This window comes from Pseudogulbenkiania sp. AW2-16 (genome assembly GCF_056824575.1).
The window spans coordinates 1687919-1703407 of record NZ_CP157668.1 but is presented as its reverse complement, the minus strand read 5'-3'; the positions used below and the strand labels follow the sequence as shown (position 1 = coordinate 1703407).

Sequence of the window (15489 nt, the reverse complement as noted above, 5' to 3'; positions counted from 1 at the left end):
GCACATACGTTTGGAAATACCTCGTCATGAATCTGACCACGTTGACCGCCCTGAGCCCCCTGGATGGCCGCTACGCCAATCAGGCAGAACCGCTGCGCTCCCTGTTCTCCGAGTACGGCCTGATGAAATTCCGCATCAAGGTGGAGCTGGAGTGGCTGAAAATGCTGGCCGCCGAACCGGGCATCGAAGAGGTCAAGCCGTTCTCCGACGCCACCCTGCGCGAAATCGACGACGTCATCGCCAATTTCAATGTCGAGCACGGCGAAGAGATCAAGGCCATCGAGGCTCGCACCAACCATGACGTCAAGGCCATCGAATACTGGCTGAAAGAGCGCCTGTCGGGCAACCCGGAAGTGATGGCCGCCAGCGAGTTCATCCACTTCGCCTGCACCTCGGAAGACATCAACAACCTGTCGCACGCCCTGATGCTGAAGACGGCGCGCAACACCGTGGTACTGCCGGCCCTCGACAGCGTCATCCAGCGCCTGCAGAACCTGGCCCACGAACTGGCCGCTGTGCCGATGATGAGCCGCACCCACGGTCAGCCGGCCACACCGTCGACCATGGGTAAAGAACTGGCCAACGTGGTCTATCGTCTGAGCCGCCAACGCGAACAACTGGTCAAGCAGGAAATCCTGGGCAAGATCAACGGCGCCGTCGGCAACTACAACGCCCACCAGGTGGCCTATCCTAACGTCGACTGGGAAAGCGTGTGCGGTCGCTTCGTGACCGGCCTCGGCCTCACCTTCAACCCCTACACGATCCAGATCGAGCCGCACGACTACATGGCCGAGCTCTATCAGACCATGGGCCGTGTCAACACCATTCTGATCGACCTCAACCGCGACGTCTGGGGCTACATCTCGCTGGGCTTCTTCAAGCAGAAGGTCAAGAAGGACGAAGTGGGCAGCTCGACCATGCCGCACAAGGTCAACCCGATCGACTTCGAAAACGCCGAAGGCAACCTCGGCATGGCCAACGCCGTGCTCGGCTTTATGGCCGAGAAGCTGCCCATCTCGCGCTGGCAGCGCGACCTGACGGACTCCACGGTCCTGCGCAATATGGGCGTCGGCTTCGGCTACACCCTGCTCGGCTTCAACGCCTGCCTGCGCGGCCTGAACAAGCTGGAAATCAACCCGGCCGCACTGGCCGCCGACCTCGACTCCAGCTGGGAACTGCTGGCTGAACCGATTCAGACCGTAATGCGCCGCTATGGCATCGCCAATCCGTACGAGCAGCTCAAGGAGCTGACGCGTGGCAAGGACGGCATCACCCGCGACACCCTGTCCGCCTTTATCAAGGGCTTGGATATCCCCGAGCAGGAGAAAACCCGCTTGCTGGAACTGACCCCGGCGAGCTATATCGGCAAGGCAGTGGAACTGGCCAAGCGCATCTAAATCGCCCGCCCCCCAAAAAAACACGTCACTCTTCGGGTGACGTGTTTTTTTATGCGCAAGCATCCACGCGGGCAAAATTGAAAAGCCCAGCAGACGGAGGGACACATAACAATTCAGGAAGCGTCGTGACGGAAATCGCACGTTATGCGGAGCACACCGATATGGTGCACGTTGAATAGCAAAAAGCCAGAACATGATGTTCTGGCTTTTCTAAACTTGGTTGCGGGGGCAGGATTTGAACCTACGACCTTCGGGTTATGAGCCCGACGAGCTACCAGACTGCTCCACCCCGCGTCTGAAGAAATGCATCTTACCGTCTCGCCGAACCCGCGTCAAGCTTTTATGAGGAAAAAAGGCATGGCTTACGCCGCCCAATCCACCCAACCCATTTTCCAGGTCAGCAGGATCAGCACACCGAAGCCAATACGGTACCAGGCGAAAGCATTGAAGTTATGGCCCGAGACATAGCGGATCAGCCCGCGTACCGCCAGAAACGCACTGAAGAAGGCCGCCACAAAACCTACGGCAAAGACCGGGGCATCACTCAAGGCGAACAGTGCACGATGTTTGTACACATCGTAAATAGTTGCCGCGAACATGGTCGGAACCGCCAGAAAGAAGGAAAACTCGGTGGCCACTTTCCGGTCGAGGCCAAACAACATGCCACCAATGATGGTGGCGCCAGAGCGCGAGGTTCCAGGAATCAGGGCAAACACCTGAGCCAGCCCCACCTTGAGGGCATCTCTCCCCGTCATAGCATCGACGCTATGCACCTGGGCACGACGATCCTTGCGCTCGACCAACAAGATCACCAGGCCACCAATAATAAACGCCAACGCCACGCTCACCGCGTTGAACAGGTAGAGCTTGATGACCTTGATAAACAGAAAGCCAATGATGGCGGCGGGCAGAAAGGCCAGCAGCAAATTGAACGCAAAGCGCTGGGCCGAAACATCGCGCCCCAGATTTTCCGCCACACCGATGAAACGAGCCCGGTATTCCCAGACCACAGCCAAAATCGCCGCCAACTGGATCACCACCTCGAAGACCGCACTGGTCTCGCTATGGAAATTGATCAGGTCACCCGCCACGATCAGGTGGCCGGTACTCGAAATCGGCAGAAACTCCGTCAGGCCTTCGACGACCCCCATTAGTAAAGCCTTGGCTAGCAGCAGCACATCCACGGTACAACCTTTCCATTGTCGTTATCAGGCAAAAACAAAGGCAGCCAGGCTGCCTTTGTTCGATTAATGCAAACTTAACTACCTTATTTCTTCGCTTCCCGCTGCGCCTTGACGATCAACTCATCCACCACCTGCAGCAAGCGGGCCGGCTCGGCCGCCATGGTCGCGTACTTGCCGGCCACCACGATGGTCGGCGTCCCTTCAATGCCGTAGTCACGGGTGATCTTGCTGGCTCGCGCCACCTGGGCATTGATGCCGAAGGACTTATACGTTGCCATGAAAGTCTTGGTGTCGATACCTGGTTGGATCGCCAGCCACTTGCTCATCTCCGTCTCGTCGGCCAGGTTGATCTTTTTCTCCACCATGGCGCTCAACGCCGGGGCATGCAGCCTGTCCAGTGTCCGGGTGGCATTGAAGGTAGCGAACAAACGGGCCAGACCCTCCATCTGCTTGTTCCAGACAATCTGCTCACGACGGAAGCTGACGTTGGTCGGCAGCTTCTTGCTCCACGCCGTCAAAGCCGGGTCAAGATGAAAACAATGGATGCAGTGGTAGGAAAAGAACTCGATGACCTCCACCTTGCCCGGCGTTGCCACTGGCTGCGGATTGGCCAATACCGTGTAATCCTTGCCCTGCTCAATCGCCGCATTGGCCCAGGCGCTGAACAGCATCAGCCCGGCAAGCAACCACTTTTTCATATCATCCCCTTGTCGAAATCAATTACCGGCCTTGACCACAGCACCGGTCAGGCCATCCTGCTTGAGTTGAGCACGCACCCGGTCCAGATCTTCTTGGCGTGTAAACGGACCGACGCGGACACGGTGCACCAGACCTTTGTCGGGCAGATTGACCGACTGTATCGAGGCTTCGACACCCAGCATGGCCAAGCGGGCCTTCAGGTTATCCGCCTCGTCTTCATTCTGGAATGCACCTACTTGCAAATAAGACTTAGGAACAGCAGCAGAAGCGGAAGGTTCCCCGCCTTTGGCATGCTTCCCCCCTCACCCGGAACGGCATCAAGCTGCCCCGGCAGAATCTTGTAAAAATCGAAACGTTGCTCATCCTGGCTTTTGGCCGGGGCGGTGGGCTTGGCGGCCGGCGGGGCCACAGGAGCTGGGGGAGCCGCCGGCATCGCCGGTGCGGTAGCCGGTACCGCCGGCGCCGATGACGGTGCGACAGGCAACTCGGCTATCTTGCTTCCAGGCGACAGCAAGGTCGGCTCGGGCACCTGGGCGGCAGGCTTCGGTGTCGACTTCGTTGCCGTAGCAAAAGGCGTCGCTGAACGATTGAGATACATGGCCAAGCCGATGGCGACGGCCACGCCGACGATCAGTCCAATGACGATACCCGCCATCAGACCACCACCACCACTGCGCGCGGCTCCCGACGAGTTGCGGCGCGAAGAGGAAGAACGTGAAGAATGTTTCAAATCAATATTACCCATGGGCGCTAGCTTGCATTATGCAATCGCCACATTATCCAATAATTAAGACGGACCGGGGAAAAGCTCAGCTATTTGGCAGCCCGGCACGTCGCAGTTGTACCGCCTGCAACACTTCCTGGCGCGATATCCGTTCCGCGCCCTTCAAGTCGGCAATGGTTCGGGCCACACGCAGAATGCGATGATAGCTGCGAGCGGAAAGGTGCAGCCGCTCGACCGCCTGAAGCAGTGTCTGCTGCGCCGACGCTTCGACCAATCCATGCCGATCCAGCTCGGCCCCGGAAAGGTCCGCATTCGCCTTCCCCTGCCGCGCCAACTGGATCCGGCGCGCCGAAATCACCCTCTCACGCACCGCCGCACTCGTTTCGCCTTGCCCCTGGCCTGATAGCTCGTCCGGCGACAGGGTCGGCATCTCGATATGCATGTCGATCCGGTCCAGCAAAGGGCCGGAGATTTTACCGCGATAGCGTGCAACCTGCTCCGGCGTGCACTGGCAGCGCCCGGAACGATGCCCGAGATAACCGCAGGGGCAGGGATTCATCGCCGCCACGAGCTGAAATCGGGCTGGAAACGTCGCCTGGCGGGCCGCACGGGAGATATGGATCATGCCATTCTCCAAAGGTTCACGCAGCACCTCCAGCACGCGACGATCAAACTCCGGCAATTCGTCCAGGAAGAGCACCCCACGGTGCGCCAGGCTGACCTCTCCCGGACGTGGCTCGGAGCCCCCTCCCACCATGGCCACGGCGGAAGCGGTGTGGTGCGGTGCTCTGAATGGCCTGGCACGCCAGGCCTCGGCGGAAAACCCCTGCGACCCGAGCGACTGCACCGCCGCCGCCTCCAGCGCCTCGTCATCCTGCATTGGCGGCAGCAGCCCGGGCAAACGGCTGGCCAGCATCGACTTCCCCGTCCCCGGAGGGCCAATCAGCAGTAAGCTGTGCCCGCCCGCGGCGGCGATCTCCAGCGCCTCGCGCGCAGCCCTCTGCCCTTTGACATCGGCCAGATCAGGATAGCCGATAGTGGTGTGTACACTCTCCGCCTGAGCTCGCGGCAAGAGCTGCAAGTCATTGAGATGGGCACAAACCTCCAGCAGCGTCGCCGCCGAATACACCGTGGCATCGGCCACCAAGGCGGCCTCCGCGGCACTTTGCGGCGGCAATACAAAAGCGCGCCCGGCACGCCTGGCATGGCAGGTCATCGCCAAACCGCCTCGGACAGCTCGCAGTTGGCCACTCAGCGCCAGTTCGCCGGCGAATTCATAGCGGCTAAGCGCTTCCCCCTTCACCTGCCCGGACGCCACCAGAATGCCCAGTGCGATCGGCAAATCGAAGCGCCCCGAATCTTTGGGCAAATCGGCGGGAGCCAGATTCACCGTGATCTTCCGCGCCGGGAAGGTAAACCCCGAGGTCAGGATCGCGGCCCGGACCCGGTCGCGACTTTCCTTTACCTCGGTGTCGGGCAGACCCACGATGGCGAACGCCGGCAGACCATTGGCCATGTGCACCTCGACAGAGACCTCGGAAGCCTCCATACCGGACAGGGCCCGGCTATGAACGATGGCCAACGTCATCGGCTGGAATCAGGAATGGCCCAGCGTGGCCTGGGTATCGACCTGCTCTGCCGCCTTATCGGGGAACACCGCCGCTTCCAAAGTGGCCAGGCGCGCCTCCAGCCGCTCCAGCTTTTCTCGAGTACGCAGCAGCACTTCCTGCTGGACGTCGAATTCCTCACGGGTAACCAGGTCCAGGCGCGTGAAGGTCGAAGCCATCATGGCTTTGACATTCTTCTCGACATCCTTCACCGGGCTGGCCGCGATGGTGTCACTGATCTTGGTGGTGATTTCTTCAAACAACTTCTGGCTCAGCATCTGGGGCCTCCTTGACTTCGTCATGTTGCACAGGCTTGAGTGTAGCAAAAAGGATTTGCCGCTGCAGCGCCGGGCAGCCGCACAGCATTGGTGCAGCCGCCGCACGCCAATCGCGCCAAGACGGTGCCAAGGCGTAGCGGATGCCCGCTTTCAGTCCGTGACGGTGCCGTCATTGCGCTATATGAGGCGAACGACATGCTCTGGCACGAAACCTGCTTAATCACAGCACAGAAGTAAAAAACGATTCGGATCCGTCAGAAAGGAATGCACATGAAACTGGTCACAGCGATTATCAAGCCGTTCAAGCTTGACGAAGTGCGTGAAGGCCTCTCGTCCATCGGTGTTCAAGGCATTACCGTGACCGAGGTGAAAGGCTTCGGACGCCAGAAAGGCCATACCGAGCTGTATCGCGGCGCAGAGTACGTCGTTGACTTCTTGCCTAAAGTGAAACTGGAAATCGCCATTGACGATGCCCTGCTGGACCAGGTGGTGGAAGCCATCGAAAAGTCCGCCCGGACCGGCAAGATCGGCGATGGCAAGATCTTCGTGTTCGACCTGCAGCAAGTCGTCCGCATTCGTACCGGCGAAACCGGTGCCGATGCCGTCTAAATTCCATAACGGGAACTGAAGGGGAATGCCAATGAAAAGGAATATGGCCACACTGGGCGCTCTCGCCCTCGTCTCCTCCCTGCCGGCACTGGCCGCAGGCGAACCGACCCTGGTTGCTGCCTCCACCATCAGTGGTGGCGATACGGCCTGGATGATGACCTCGACGGCACTGGTGCTGTTCATGACCATCCCGGGGCTTGCCCTGTTCTATGGCGGCATGGTCCGCAAGAAGAACGTACTGGCGACGCTGATGCAAAGCTTTGCAATCTGCGCCCTGATGACCGTGCTGTGGACCGTCATTGGCTACAGCCTGACTTTCTCTCCCGGCAATTCCCTGATCGGCGGTTTTGATCGTGTGCTGATGGAAGGCCTGACTTATCTGAAGGATGGCGGCAAACTGACCGTCCACCCGCTGGCCCCGACCATTCCAGAACCGGTCTTCATGATGTTCCAGATGACCTTCTTCATCATCACTCCGGCCCTGATTACCGGTGCCTTTGCTGAACGGATGAAGTTTTCCGCCATGATGGTGTTCATGGCCCTGTGGTCGCTGCTGGTCTACGTACCGGTTGCACACTGGGTTTGGGCACCGGGCGGCTGGATGGCCGATAAAGGCGTCCTCGACTTTGCCGGCGGCACCGTAGTGCACATCAACGCCGGTGTTGCCGGCCTAGTGGCAGCCCTGGTTCTGGGCAAGCGCGTCGGCTTCGGCAAGGAAGCGATGGCCCCGCATAACCTGGTGCTGACCCTGATTGGCGCCTCCATGCTGTGGGTGGGCTGGTTCGGCTTCAACGCCGGCTCCGCCGCCGCAGCCGATGGCCGCGCCGGCATGGCGATGATGGTGACCCAGATCGCGACCGGCATGGCGGCACTGGCCTGGATGGGCGCCGAGTGGATTGCCAAGGGCAAGCCGTCGGTGCTGGGTATCGCCTCCGGCGCCGTGGCCGGCCTGGTGGCCATCACCCCGGCCGCAGGCTTCGTGGATGCCAAGGGCGCTCTGGCCATCGGCCTCATCGCCGGCCTCGTGTGCTACTGGGGCGCAACCGGCCTGAAGCACGCCCTGAAATATGACGACTCGCTCGATGCCTTCGGCGTACACGGTGTTGGCGGTATCGTCGGCGCCCTGCTCACCGGCGTGTTCGCGGTGAAGGATATCGGCGGCGTTGATGGCAGCCTCGCCACCCAGGCGCTCGGCGTGGTGGTCACCGCGGCCTACTGTGGCGTCGCCAGCTTCGTGCTGCTGAAGCTTATCGACGTGGTCATCGGTCTGCGAGTCACCGATGAAGAAGAACGCGAAGGGCTGGATGTGGTGCTCCACGGCGAACGGGTGGAGTAACACAAGAGATCATTAAGTTGTCTTGTTGTGGTAAGGGACTTGGGGGCGCTTCGGCGCCCCATTTTTTTGCCGGCATTCTGCCGCGCCGAAGAAACGACCAAACAAAAAGCCAGCATCGAGCTGGCTTTGGGCTTGGGGAGAGACACCCTACTTGACGACACGCAGGCTGGGGCGGCCGGACGGACGTGGAGCCGGCTCGGCCTCCGATCCTGCCCCTTCCCCCTGTCCTTCGACCGGTTTCAAGGCAGGAGCCGATTCGGACACCGCTTCCTCCGCCGGAGGAGCTTCGACTTCGAACCCCATCCCCTCCCCGGTTTCCCGGGCAAAGATGGACATGACGTTGGCGACCGGAACCCAGATCTCGCGTGCAACACCGCCGAAGCGAGCCGAGAACGAGATCCAGTCGTTGTCGATCTTGAGCGCCTGGCAAGCGGTCGGGGAGATATTGAGCACGATTTCGTTATTCTTGACGAATTCGCGCGGCACCGAGGTCTGGTCGGTGACCCACACCACGATATACGGTGTGTGACCATTATCGGTGCACCACTCGTGCAGGGCCCGGATCAGGTAAGGCTTGGTAGACGAACTCATCACTGCCCTTACTTGCGCATGGCCTTTTCGGACGGGGTCAGCGAGTCGATGAAGGACTGGCGCTGGAAGATCCGTTCGGCGTACTTGAGAATCGGCGCAGCACTCTTGCCGAGGTCGATATTGTAGTGTTCAAGGCGCCACATAAGCGGAGCGATGGCCACGTCGATCATCGAGAACTCGTCGCCCAACATGAATTTCTGCTTGGCGAAGATCGGCGCGATCATGATCAGGCCGTCGCGAATCGCCTCGCGCGCCTTGGTCGCTTCCTTACCGGTGGCACCGGCTTCCAGCGTCTTGACGTGGCAGAACAGCTCCTGCTCGAAGCGGAACAGGAACAGGCGAGCACGCGCGCGCATCACCGGATCAGCCGGCATCAGTTGCGGGTGCGGGAAGCGCTCGTCGATGTATTCGTTGATGATGTTCGATTCGTGCAGGATCAGATCACGCTCGACCAAGACCGGCACCTCGTTGTACGGGTTCATCACCGCGAGATCTTCGGGTTTGTTGTGGACGTCCACATCGATGATCTCGAAATCCATCCCTTTTTCATACAATACGATGCGGCAACGCTGGCTGAACGGGCAGGTGATACCGGAGTACAAGGTCATCATGGCTAAAAGCGCATCCTTCTGATTGGCAACAATAGTGAAGTTTACCATTTTGCCGCCACGCTTTTCCAGTTTTAGCCATTAAGCCCCTGTTTGAAAAAGAAAAAGGGCGGGATTTACCCGCCCTTGTCTTCGGCCAACCTTCAGACTCAGTGAATGTCTTTCCAGTATTCCTTCTTCAGGAAGTAGGCCAGTGGCAGCAGCAGCAGGCCCAGGAACATCAGCACGACGTAGCCGATCTGGTGGCGCTTCACCTGGGCCGGTTCGCCCATGTACACCAGATAGTTGGTCAGATCGGCCATGCGGCGGTCGAATTCGACGGTATTGGCCTTGCCGTTTTCCAGCTTGGTCATGGTACCGGCCTTGACCAGCTCGAGCTGATGCTCTTCGTGGCCGCCTTCACCCTTGACCGTCTTCAGCACCTGATCACCCTGCCACTGCCAGAACACATGCGGCATGCCGACTTTGTCGAATACCAGGTTGTTCCAGCCGGTGGGACGCGTGTCGTCACGGTAGAAACCGCGCAGGTAGGCGTACAGGTAGTCGGCACCGCGCGAGCGTGCGATCACCGACAGGTCCGGCGGCGCGGCGCCGAGCCAGACCTTGGCATCCTTCTTGCCCATGGCGATGCTCATGGTGTCACCCACCTTGGCGTCCGGCGGCAGCAGGTTTTCCTTGATCTGGTCTTCGGTCAGGCCGATATCCGCCAGACGGTTGTAACGCATGGCGTTGGCCGAATGGCAGGACAGGCAGTAGTTGGTAAAGAGCTGCGCGCCGCGCTGCAGCGACTCGGTATCATGGATATCGATCGGAGCCTTTTCCAGCGCAGGGCCCCCTTCGGAGGCCACGGCGGCCCCCAGCGGCAGCATGAACGCAGCAGCGGCGATCAGATGACGGATTTTGGTTTTCATATTGTCCATCCCCCTCGTTACACGTTCATGGCGAACAGAGCTGCACCGACCACGGTGACGGCAACCAGCACCAGGAAGCGCAGCTGGCGCTTGGCGTTGGTCTCAGTCACGCGGCTCGGAACCGGCTCACTGCCGACATCGTTCTTGGTATAGATCGGCATGCCCAGGAAGAAGGCGAAGTAGATCGCAGACAGGATCTGGGCGATCACGGTGCGGGTATTGGTGGACGGCATGGCCCCCAGGATACCCAGGCCGATAAAGGCGATGATGAACAGGACCAGCATGAACTTGAATTTCGGACCGCGATAGCGGATCGATTTCACCGGCGACTTGTCCAGCCACGGCAGGAAGGCAATCAGTACCACAGCCGCGCCCATGCCCAGCACGCCCCACACCTGGGTGCCCAGGAAGGACGGAATGGCGCGCAGAATGGCGTAGAACGGCGTGAAGTACCATACCGGGGCGATGTGCGGCGGGGTCTTCAGCGGGTCGGCCGGGTCGAAGTTCGGGTGCTCGAGGAAGAAGCCACCCATTTCCGGCATGAAGAACACGATGGCCGAGAACACGATCAGGAACACGGCAACGCCCAGTACATCCTTGACGGTGTAGTACGGGTGGAACGGAATGCCATCAAGCGGAATGCCTGTCTTCGGATCCTTGTTCTTCTTGATTTCGACGCCGTCCGGGTTGTTGGAACCCACTTCGTGCAGCGCCACCAAGTGGGCCACCACCAGTGCCAGCAGCACCAGCGGAACCGCGATCACGTGCAGCGCAAAGAAGCGGTTCAGGGTCGCGTCGGACACCACGTAGTCACCACGGATCCATACCGACAAATCCGGGCCGATGACCGGGATCGAACCGAACAGGTTCACGATCACCTGGGCGCCCCAGAACGACATCTGGCCCCACGGCAGCAGGTAACCCATGAAGGCTTCGGCCATCAGGCACAGGAAGATCAGGGTACCAAACACCCAGATCAGTTCACGCGGCTGCTTGTACGAACCGTAGATCAGACCGCGGAACATGTGCAGATAGACCACGATGAAGAACATCGAGGCGCCGGTGGAGTGCATGTAGCGGATGATCCAGCCCCCGGCCACGTCGCGCATGATGTACTCGACGGACAGGAAGGCCGTTGCGGCATCCGGCTTATAGTTCATGGTGAGGAAGATGCCGGTGACGATCTGGATCACCAGTACCAGCATCGCCAGGCTGCCGAAGAAGTACCAGAAGTTGAAGTTCTTGGGCGCGTAGTACTCGGTGATGTGCGCCTTCATGGTGGATGACAGCGGGAAGCGCTCGTCGATCCAGTTCAGGATGCTTTGTCCTTTGCTCATTTTTCGCCCTCAGCTTATTTGTCGGCGCCAATCAATAGGCGGCTATCGGACAGATACTTGTGCGGCGGGATTTCCAGGTTCTTCGGTGCCGGCACCCCTTTGAAAACCCGTGCCGCCAGGTCGAACTTCGAGCCATGACAGGGGCAATAGAAACCGCCAAGCCATTCCGGGCCGAGGTCGGCCGGGGCGAGGTCGGGACGGAACGTCGGCGAACAGCCCAGGTGGGTACAGATACCCACCGCCACCAAGAGTTCCGGCTTGATCGAACGGTATTCGTTCTTGCAGTATTCCGGCTGCTGCTCGACTTCCGACTTGGGATCGACCAGCTTGTCGTCGTTCTTGGCGAGGTTCTTCACCATTTCCGGAGTACGCGACAACACCCACACCGGCTTACCGCGCCATTCGACGTTGATCTTCTGGCCCGGCTCCAGCTTGCCGATCTCGACCTCGACCGGCGCACCGGCCGCCTTGGCCCTCTCGGACGGGAAGAAACTCATCAGAAATGGCGTTGCCACCCCGGCTACCGCCACACCACCAACCGCGCTGGTTGCTACCGTCAGGAAACGACGGCGCCCCGCATCGACGTGTTGCTCACTCATTACAGTCATCCTCAAACGTGGAAACCGAGCTCAAATCCTGCCGATTTTACCCGAATACCCACATGGACTTGAAGGGCGGATGCAAATTAATTACCGAAGTTCCCTTTGACCTAGATCAGACAGGATTAGGGATATCGGCAAAAACCACACTAACTTCATGATTATTGGAGAGCCACGCCCCCAGAGCCTGGATGCCATAACGCTCCGTCGCGTGATGTCCCGCGGCAACAAACGCCACGCCATATTCGAGTGCCATATGATGCTGCTGCTCCGACACCTCTCCGGTGACGAAAACATCCACTCCCAGCGCAATGGCATCGGCAAAATACCCCTGCGCGCCCCCCGTGCACCAGGCCACCCGGCGCACCTCTTTATCCGGGCTACCCAGCAGCAACGCCTCACGCCCCAGGTGCGTAGCGATAGCACGAGCAAAATCGTCAGCCCGCTGCGACTGCGGCACGGCACCGAACCACAGCAGGCCCTGATCGCCGGACTGGCCCTCAACCTGCCAACCCAGCTCCTTGGCGAGCTGTGCGTTATTACCCAGCTCCAGATGGGCATCGAGCGGCAAGTGGTAGGCCAACAGACTGATATCGTGTGCCAGCAGGGTCTGCAGCCGGCGCTTCTTGATGCCGACCAGACGTGGGTCTTCGTTCTTCCAGAAATAGCCGTGATGCACCAGGATGGCGTCGGCCTGCTGCGAGATGGCCGCTTCGAGCAACGCCTGCGACGCGGTCACCCCCGTAACGATGGTACGCACCTCGGCCCTGCCCTCCACCTGTAGCCCGTTGGGGGCATAATCCTTGAAACGCCAGGGCTCTAGTTGCGCATCGAGTACGCGCTGCAATTCGCTCAGTTGCATGAATCTCTCCCGATGATCGATGGGCGGATTGTGCCAGAAAGCGGGCGCCCAGATGACCTTCGGCCAACCTTGCCCAGGTTGGTCGAAGAAAAAGAAAAACCCCGCAAAGTTTGCGGGGTTTTTCGGCAGGTCGGCACAATTCGCTTCACAGCGATTGCGCCCTAACCTGGTTGGCTTACATCATGCCGTCCATACCCATGCCGCCCATGCCGCCCATCGGAGCAGCCGGCTTGTCTTCCGGCAGTTCGGCGATCATGCAGTCGGTGGTCAGCATCAGACCGGAAACCGAAGCCGCGTGTTGCAGAGCGGTACGGGTTACCTTAGCCGGATCCAACACACCCATCTCGATCATGTCGCCGTACTCGCCGCTGGCAGCGTTGTAACCGAAGTTACCCTTTCCTTCCAGCACCTTGTTCACAACAACCGACGGCTCGTCGCCGGCGTTCTGAACGATCTGGCGCAGCGGAGCTTCGATGGCCTTCAGCACGATCTTGACGCCGGCGTCCTGATCGACGTTGTCGGTCACCAGCGACTCCAGGGTAGCGCGGGCGCGCAGGATGGCCACGCCACCGCCGGGCACCACGCCTTCTTCCACGGCAGCGCGGGTAGCGTGCAGTGCGTCTTCGACACGGGCCTTCTTCTCCTTCATTTCCACTTCGGTAGCGGCACCAACCTTGATCACGGCAACGCCGCCGGCCAGCTTGGCCACGCGCTCTTGCAGTTTTTCACGGTCGTAATCGGAAGTGGCTTCTTCGATCTGGCGGCGGATTTCGCCAACGCGGGCCTGGATGGCAGCGTGCTCACCCACACCGTCGATGATGATGGTGTTTTCCTTGCCCACTTCGATACGCTTGGCTTGGCCCAGCATGTCGAGGGTGACTTTTTCCAGGGTCAGACCCACTTCTTCGGCGATCACGGTACCGCCGGTCAGGGTAGCGATGTCCTGCAGCATGGCCTTGCGGCGGTCGCCGAAGCCCGGAGCCTTGACGGCCACCACTTTCAGGATGCCGCGGATGGTGTTCACCACCAGCGTGGCCAGCGCTTCGCCTTCGACGTCTTCTGCAATGATCAGCAGCGGACGGCTAGCCTTGGCAACTTGCTCCAGCACCGGCAGCAGGTCGCGGATGTTGGAAATCTTCTTGTCGAACAACAGCACGAACGGGTTGTCCAGTGCAGCGATCTGTTTTTCCTGGTTGTTGATGAAGTACGGGGACAGGTAGCCGCGGTCAAACTGCATGCCTTCCACCACGTCCAGCTCGTTGCTCAGCGACTTGCCGTCTTCAACGGTGATCACGCCTTCCTTGCCCACTTTTTCCATGGCGTCGGCGATGATCTGGCCGATGTCCAGATCGGAGTTGGCGGAGATCGAACCCACCTGGGCGATTTCCTTGGAGGTGGTGCACGGCTTGGCGATCTTGGCCAGCTCGCCGACCAGGGCCACCACGGCCTTGTCGATGCCGCGCTTCAGGTCCATCGGGTTCATGCCGGCGGCAACGAACTTCATGCCTTCCTGCACGATGGCCTGCGCCAGCACGGTTGCGGTGGTGGTACCGTCACCGGCCACGTCGGAGGTCTTGGAAGCCACTTCCTTGACCATCTGGGCGCCCATGTTCTCGAACTTGTCCTTCAGTTCGATTTCCTTGGCGACGGACACGCCGTCCTTGGTGATGGTCGGAGCACCGAAGGAGCGGTCCAGCACCACGTTGCGGCCTTTCGGGCCCAGGGTCACTTTGACAGCGTCGGCCAGGATGTTGACACCGTTGACCATCTTGGCACGAGCGGAATCACCGAATTTTACGTCTTTAGCAGCCATTCTTTACTTCTCCAGAATCTGATTCAGTCGGTTGTGGGGACGGATTACTCAACGATGCCCATAACGTCTTCCTCGCGCATCACGAGGACTTCATCGCCATCGACCTTGACGGTCTGGCCGGAGTACTTGCCGAAGATCACTTTGTCGCCGACCTTCAGCTCCAGCGGACGGCGCTCGCCGTTTTCCAGAATCTTGCCGTTGCCCACGGCGATCACTTCGCCCATGTCCGGCTTCTCGGCAGCCGCACCCGGCAGAACGATACCGGAAGCCGTCTTTTCTTCCGCCTCGAGGCGCTTGATTACAACACGGTCGTGCAAAGGACGAATTGCCATTGTTCTCTCCTGTTAGCAGTGGCTGGTGAGAATGAAAAATCAATCAAATCAGCAAATTGGCCCGGCGCATTAGCACTCGGGGCTTGCGAGTGCTAATGATAGGGACAGGGCAAGAGGTTTTCAAGAGAGGGGGCCGTCAAAAAATTTTCTATCGATTCTGCTTATACGATAGCGCCGCCGACCTCTCCTTACCGAGTGCGGGGCGGTAAAGCACCATCCAGCGCGGAGACCTGAACCGGATGATCATGCGATACAGGTACAGGTACGTCAGCACAAACACACCCACACACACCATCAAGACCGTGGTGTTGTTCCAGAACAGCATCGCAGGTGCGACCGACAAGGACGACAATGCCCACAGGTAGGGTGATGTCATGCTGTTACGTCGCGTCATGTGACGCGCCTCTTTCGAGCCAACCATCCAGCGCACCAAGCGCTTGTAGACCAGCATGTGCAGATGCAGTCCATCGGGCACCCCGGGAGACACCCCTCGCAGGAATTTCTTGCGGTAAATGGAGAACAGCGTTTCGAAGACCGGATAAATCACCAGCAGTAACGGAAACCACGGCGACACCTCTGGATGCCGCATCACCAGCAACACC

18 protein-coding genes and 1 tRNA gene are annotated in these 15489 nt (G+C 59.7%); 3 read left to right on the top strand and 16 right to left on the bottom strand.

The window, feature by feature from the left end:
• Positions 1-26: 26 nt before the first annotated feature.
• On the top strand, positions 27-1397 hold the full coding sequence (gene purB / locus ABKF58_RS08220; protein ID WP_482584093.1) for an adenylosuccinate lyase: 1371 nt from the start codon (positions 27-29) through the stop codon (positions 1395-1397).
• 217 nt (positions 1398-1614) lie between these two features.
• Here purB and ABKF58_RS08215 read toward each other — a convergent pair.
• The 7 genes from ABKF58_RS08215 to ABKF58_RS08185 all read right to left on the bottom strand — a co-directional run bounded on the left by ABKF58_RS08215 (position 1615) and on the right by ABKF58_RS08185 (position 5889).
• A tRNA-Met gene (locus tag ABKF58_RS08215) sits at positions 1615-1691 on the bottom strand.
• A 68-nt stretch (positions 1692-1759) separates the two neighbouring features.
• Positions 1760-2581 (bottom strand): undecaprenyl-diphosphate phosphatase, encoded by an 822-nt coding sequence (locus tag ABKF58_RS08210; RefSeq protein WP_294866148.1) that lies wholly within the window; start codon positions 2579-2581, stop codon positions 1760-1762.
• A gap of 83 nt (positions 2582-2664) precedes the next feature.
• The gene (locus ABKF58_RS08205; RefSeq protein WP_482584092.1) at positions 2665-3279 is read right to left on the bottom strand and encodes a thiol:disulfide interchange protein DsbA/DsbL; all 615 of its coding nucleotides are present in this window, start codon (positions 3277-3279) and stop codon (positions 2665-2667) included.
• A gap of 18 nt (positions 3280-3297) precedes the next feature.
• Positions 3298-3468 (bottom strand): SPOR domain-containing protein, encoded by a 171-nt coding sequence (locus ABKF58_RS08200; protein ID WP_482584346.1) that lies wholly within the window; start codon positions 3466-3468, stop codon positions 3298-3300.
• 44 nt (positions 3469-3512) lie between these two features.
• Entirely contained in the window at positions 3513-4025 is a 513-nt protein-coding gene (locus ABKF58_RS08195) for a hypothetical protein (RefSeq protein ID WP_482584091.1), read from the bottom strand.
• 64 nt (positions 4026-4089) lie between these two features.
• A complete protein-coding gene (locus ABKF58_RS08190) occupies positions 4090-5592 on the bottom strand; it encodes a YifB family Mg chelatase-like AAA ATPase (RefSeq protein WP_482584090.1) in 1503 nt (500 codons plus the stop codon).
• Positions 5593-5601: 9 nt separating this feature from the next.
• A complete protein-coding gene (locus ABKF58_RS08185) occupies positions 5602-5889 on the bottom strand; it encodes an accessory factor UbiK family protein (RefSeq protein ID WP_482584089.1) in 288 nt (95 codons plus the stop codon).
• A 270-nt stretch (positions 5890-6159) separates the two neighbouring features.
• Between ABKF58_RS08185 and glnK the strand changes: the two genes are divergently transcribed.
• Positions 6160-6498 (top strand): P-II family nitrogen regulator, encoded by a 339-nt coding sequence (gene glnK, locus ABKF58_RS08180; protein ID WP_008952462.1) that lies wholly within the window; start codon positions 6160-6162, stop codon positions 6496-6498.
• 31 nt (positions 6499-6529) lie between these two features.
• Complete coding sequence (locus ABKF58_RS08175; RefSeq protein WP_014088364.1) at positions 6530-7834, top strand: ammonium transporter; 1305 nt, start codon at positions 6530-6532, stop codon at positions 7832-7834.
• Between the two features lie 147 nt (positions 7835-7981).
• Here ABKF58_RS08175 and ABKF58_RS08170 read toward each other — a convergent pair whose 3' ends face one another.
• The 9 genes from ABKF58_RS08170 to ABKF58_RS08130 all read right to left on the bottom strand — a co-directional run bounded on the left by ABKF58_RS08170 (position 7982) and on the right by ABKF58_RS08130 (position 15488).
• Positions 7982-8425, bottom strand: a complete 444-nt coding sequence (locus ABKF58_RS08170; protein ID WP_482584088.1) for a ClpXP protease specificity-enhancing factor — start codon at positions 8423-8425, stop codon at positions 7982-7984.
• Positions 8426-8433: 8 nt separating this feature from the next.
• Positions 8434-9036 carry a glutathione S-transferase N-terminal domain-containing protein gene (locus ABKF58_RS08165; RefSeq protein ID WP_040652169.1) on the bottom strand — a complete coding sequence of 201 codons (603 nt, stop codon included), beginning with the start codon at positions 9034-9036 and terminating at the stop codon, positions 8434-8436.
• Between the two features lie 146 nt (positions 9037-9182).
• Entirely contained in the window at positions 9183-9944 is a 762-nt protein-coding gene (locus ABKF58_RS08160; RefSeq protein ID WP_008952458.1) for a cytochrome c1, read from the bottom strand.
• 17 nt (positions 9945-9961) lie between these two features.
• Positions 9962-11281, bottom strand: a complete 1320-nt coding sequence (locus ABKF58_RS08155; RefSeq protein ID WP_008952457.1) for a cytochrome b — start codon at positions 11279-11281, stop codon at positions 9962-9964.
• Positions 11282-11295: 14 nt separating this feature from the next.
• Entirely contained in the window at positions 11296-11880 is a 585-nt protein-coding gene (gene petA, locus ABKF58_RS08150; protein WP_008952456.1) for a ubiquinol-cytochrome c reductase iron-sulfur subunit, read from the bottom strand.
• A 115-nt stretch (positions 11881-11995) separates the two neighbouring features.
• On the bottom strand, positions 11996-12742 hold the full coding sequence (locus ABKF58_RS08145; protein WP_482584087.1) for a Nif3-like dinuclear metal center hexameric protein: 747 nt from the start codon (positions 12740-12742) through the stop codon (positions 11996-11998).
• 175 nt (positions 12743-12917) lie between these two features.
• Positions 12918-14555 (bottom strand): chaperonin GroEL, encoded by a 1638-nt coding sequence (groL, locus tag ABKF58_RS08140; RefSeq protein ID WP_014088369.1) that lies wholly within the window; start codon positions 14553-14555, stop codon positions 12918-12920.
• A 44-nt stretch (positions 14556-14599) separates the two neighbouring features.
• Positions 14600-14887 (bottom strand): co-chaperone GroES, encoded by a 288-nt coding sequence (groES, locus tag ABKF58_RS08135; protein ID WP_008952453.1) that lies wholly within the window; start codon positions 14885-14887, stop codon positions 14600-14602.
• Positions 14888-15035: 148 nt separating this feature from the next.
• Positions 15036-15488, bottom strand: coding sequence for a hypothetical protein (locus tag ABKF58_RS08130; protein ID WP_482584086.1), 453 nt, complete (start codon positions 15486-15488; stop codon positions 15036-15038).
• Position 15489 lies beyond the last annotated feature (1 nt).

Excerpts from the sequence above, each read along its gene's own strand:
- groES (WP_008952453.1), bottom strand. The coding sequence starts at position 14,887 with ATGGCAATTCGTCCTTTGCACGACCGTGTTGTAATCAAGCGCCTCGAG.
- ABKF58_RS08170 (WP_482584088.1), bottom strand. The coding sequence starts at position 8,425 with ATGAGTTCGTCTACCAAGCCTTACCTGATCCGGGCCCTGCACGAGTGG.
- ABKF58_RS08205 (WP_482584092.1), bottom strand. The coding sequence starts at position 3,279 with ATGAAAAAGTGGTTGCTTGCCGGGCTGATGCTGTTCAGCGCCTGGGCC.
- groL (WP_014088369.1), bottom strand. The coding sequence starts at position 14,555 with ATGGCTGCTAAAGACGTAAAATTCGGTGATTCCGCTCGTGCCAAGATG.
- ABKF58_RS08195 (WP_482584091.1), bottom strand. The coding sequence starts at position 4,025 with ATGGGTAATATTGATTTGAAACATTCTTCACGTTCTTCCTCTTCGCGC.
- ABKF58_RS08145 (WP_482584087.1), bottom strand. The coding sequence starts at position 12,742 with ATGCAACTGAGCGAATTGCAGCGCGTACTCGATGCGCAACTAGAGCCC.
- ABKF58_RS08175 (WP_014088364.1), top strand. The coding sequence starts at position 6,530 with ATGAAAAGGAATATGGCCACACTGGGCGCTCTCGCCCTCGTCTCCTCC.
- ABKF58_RS08165 (WP_040652169.1), bottom strand. The coding sequence starts at position 9,036 with ATGATGACCTTGTACTCCGGTATCACCTGCCCGTTCAGCCAGCGTTGC.
- glnK (WP_008952462.1), top strand. The coding sequence starts at position 6,160 with ATGAAACTGGTCACAGCGATTATCAAGCCGTTCAAGCTTGACGAAGTG.
- petA (WP_008952456.1), bottom strand. The coding sequence starts at position 11,880 with ATGAGTGAGCAACACGTCGATGCGGGGCGCCGTCGTTTCCTGACGGTA.
- ABKF58_RS08185 (WP_482584089.1), bottom strand. The coding sequence starts at position 5,889 with ATGCTGAGCCAGAAGTTGTTTGAAGAAATCACCACCAAGATCAGTGAC.
- purB (WP_482584093.1), top strand. The coding sequence starts at position 27 with ATGAATCTGACCACGTTGACCGCCCTGAGCCCCCTGGATGGCCGCTAC.
- ABKF58_RS08155 (WP_008952457.1), bottom strand. The coding sequence starts at position 11,281 with ATGAGCAAAGGACAAAGCATCCTGAACTGGATCGACGAGCGCTTCCCG.
- ABKF58_RS08190 (WP_482584090.1), bottom strand. The coding sequence starts at position 5,592 with ATGACGTTGGCCATCGTTCATAGCCGGGCCCTGTCCGGTATGGAGGCT.
- ABKF58_RS08160 (WP_008952458.1), bottom strand. The coding sequence starts at position 9,944 with ATGAAAACCAAAATCCGTCATCTGATCGCCGCTGCTGCGTTCATGCTG.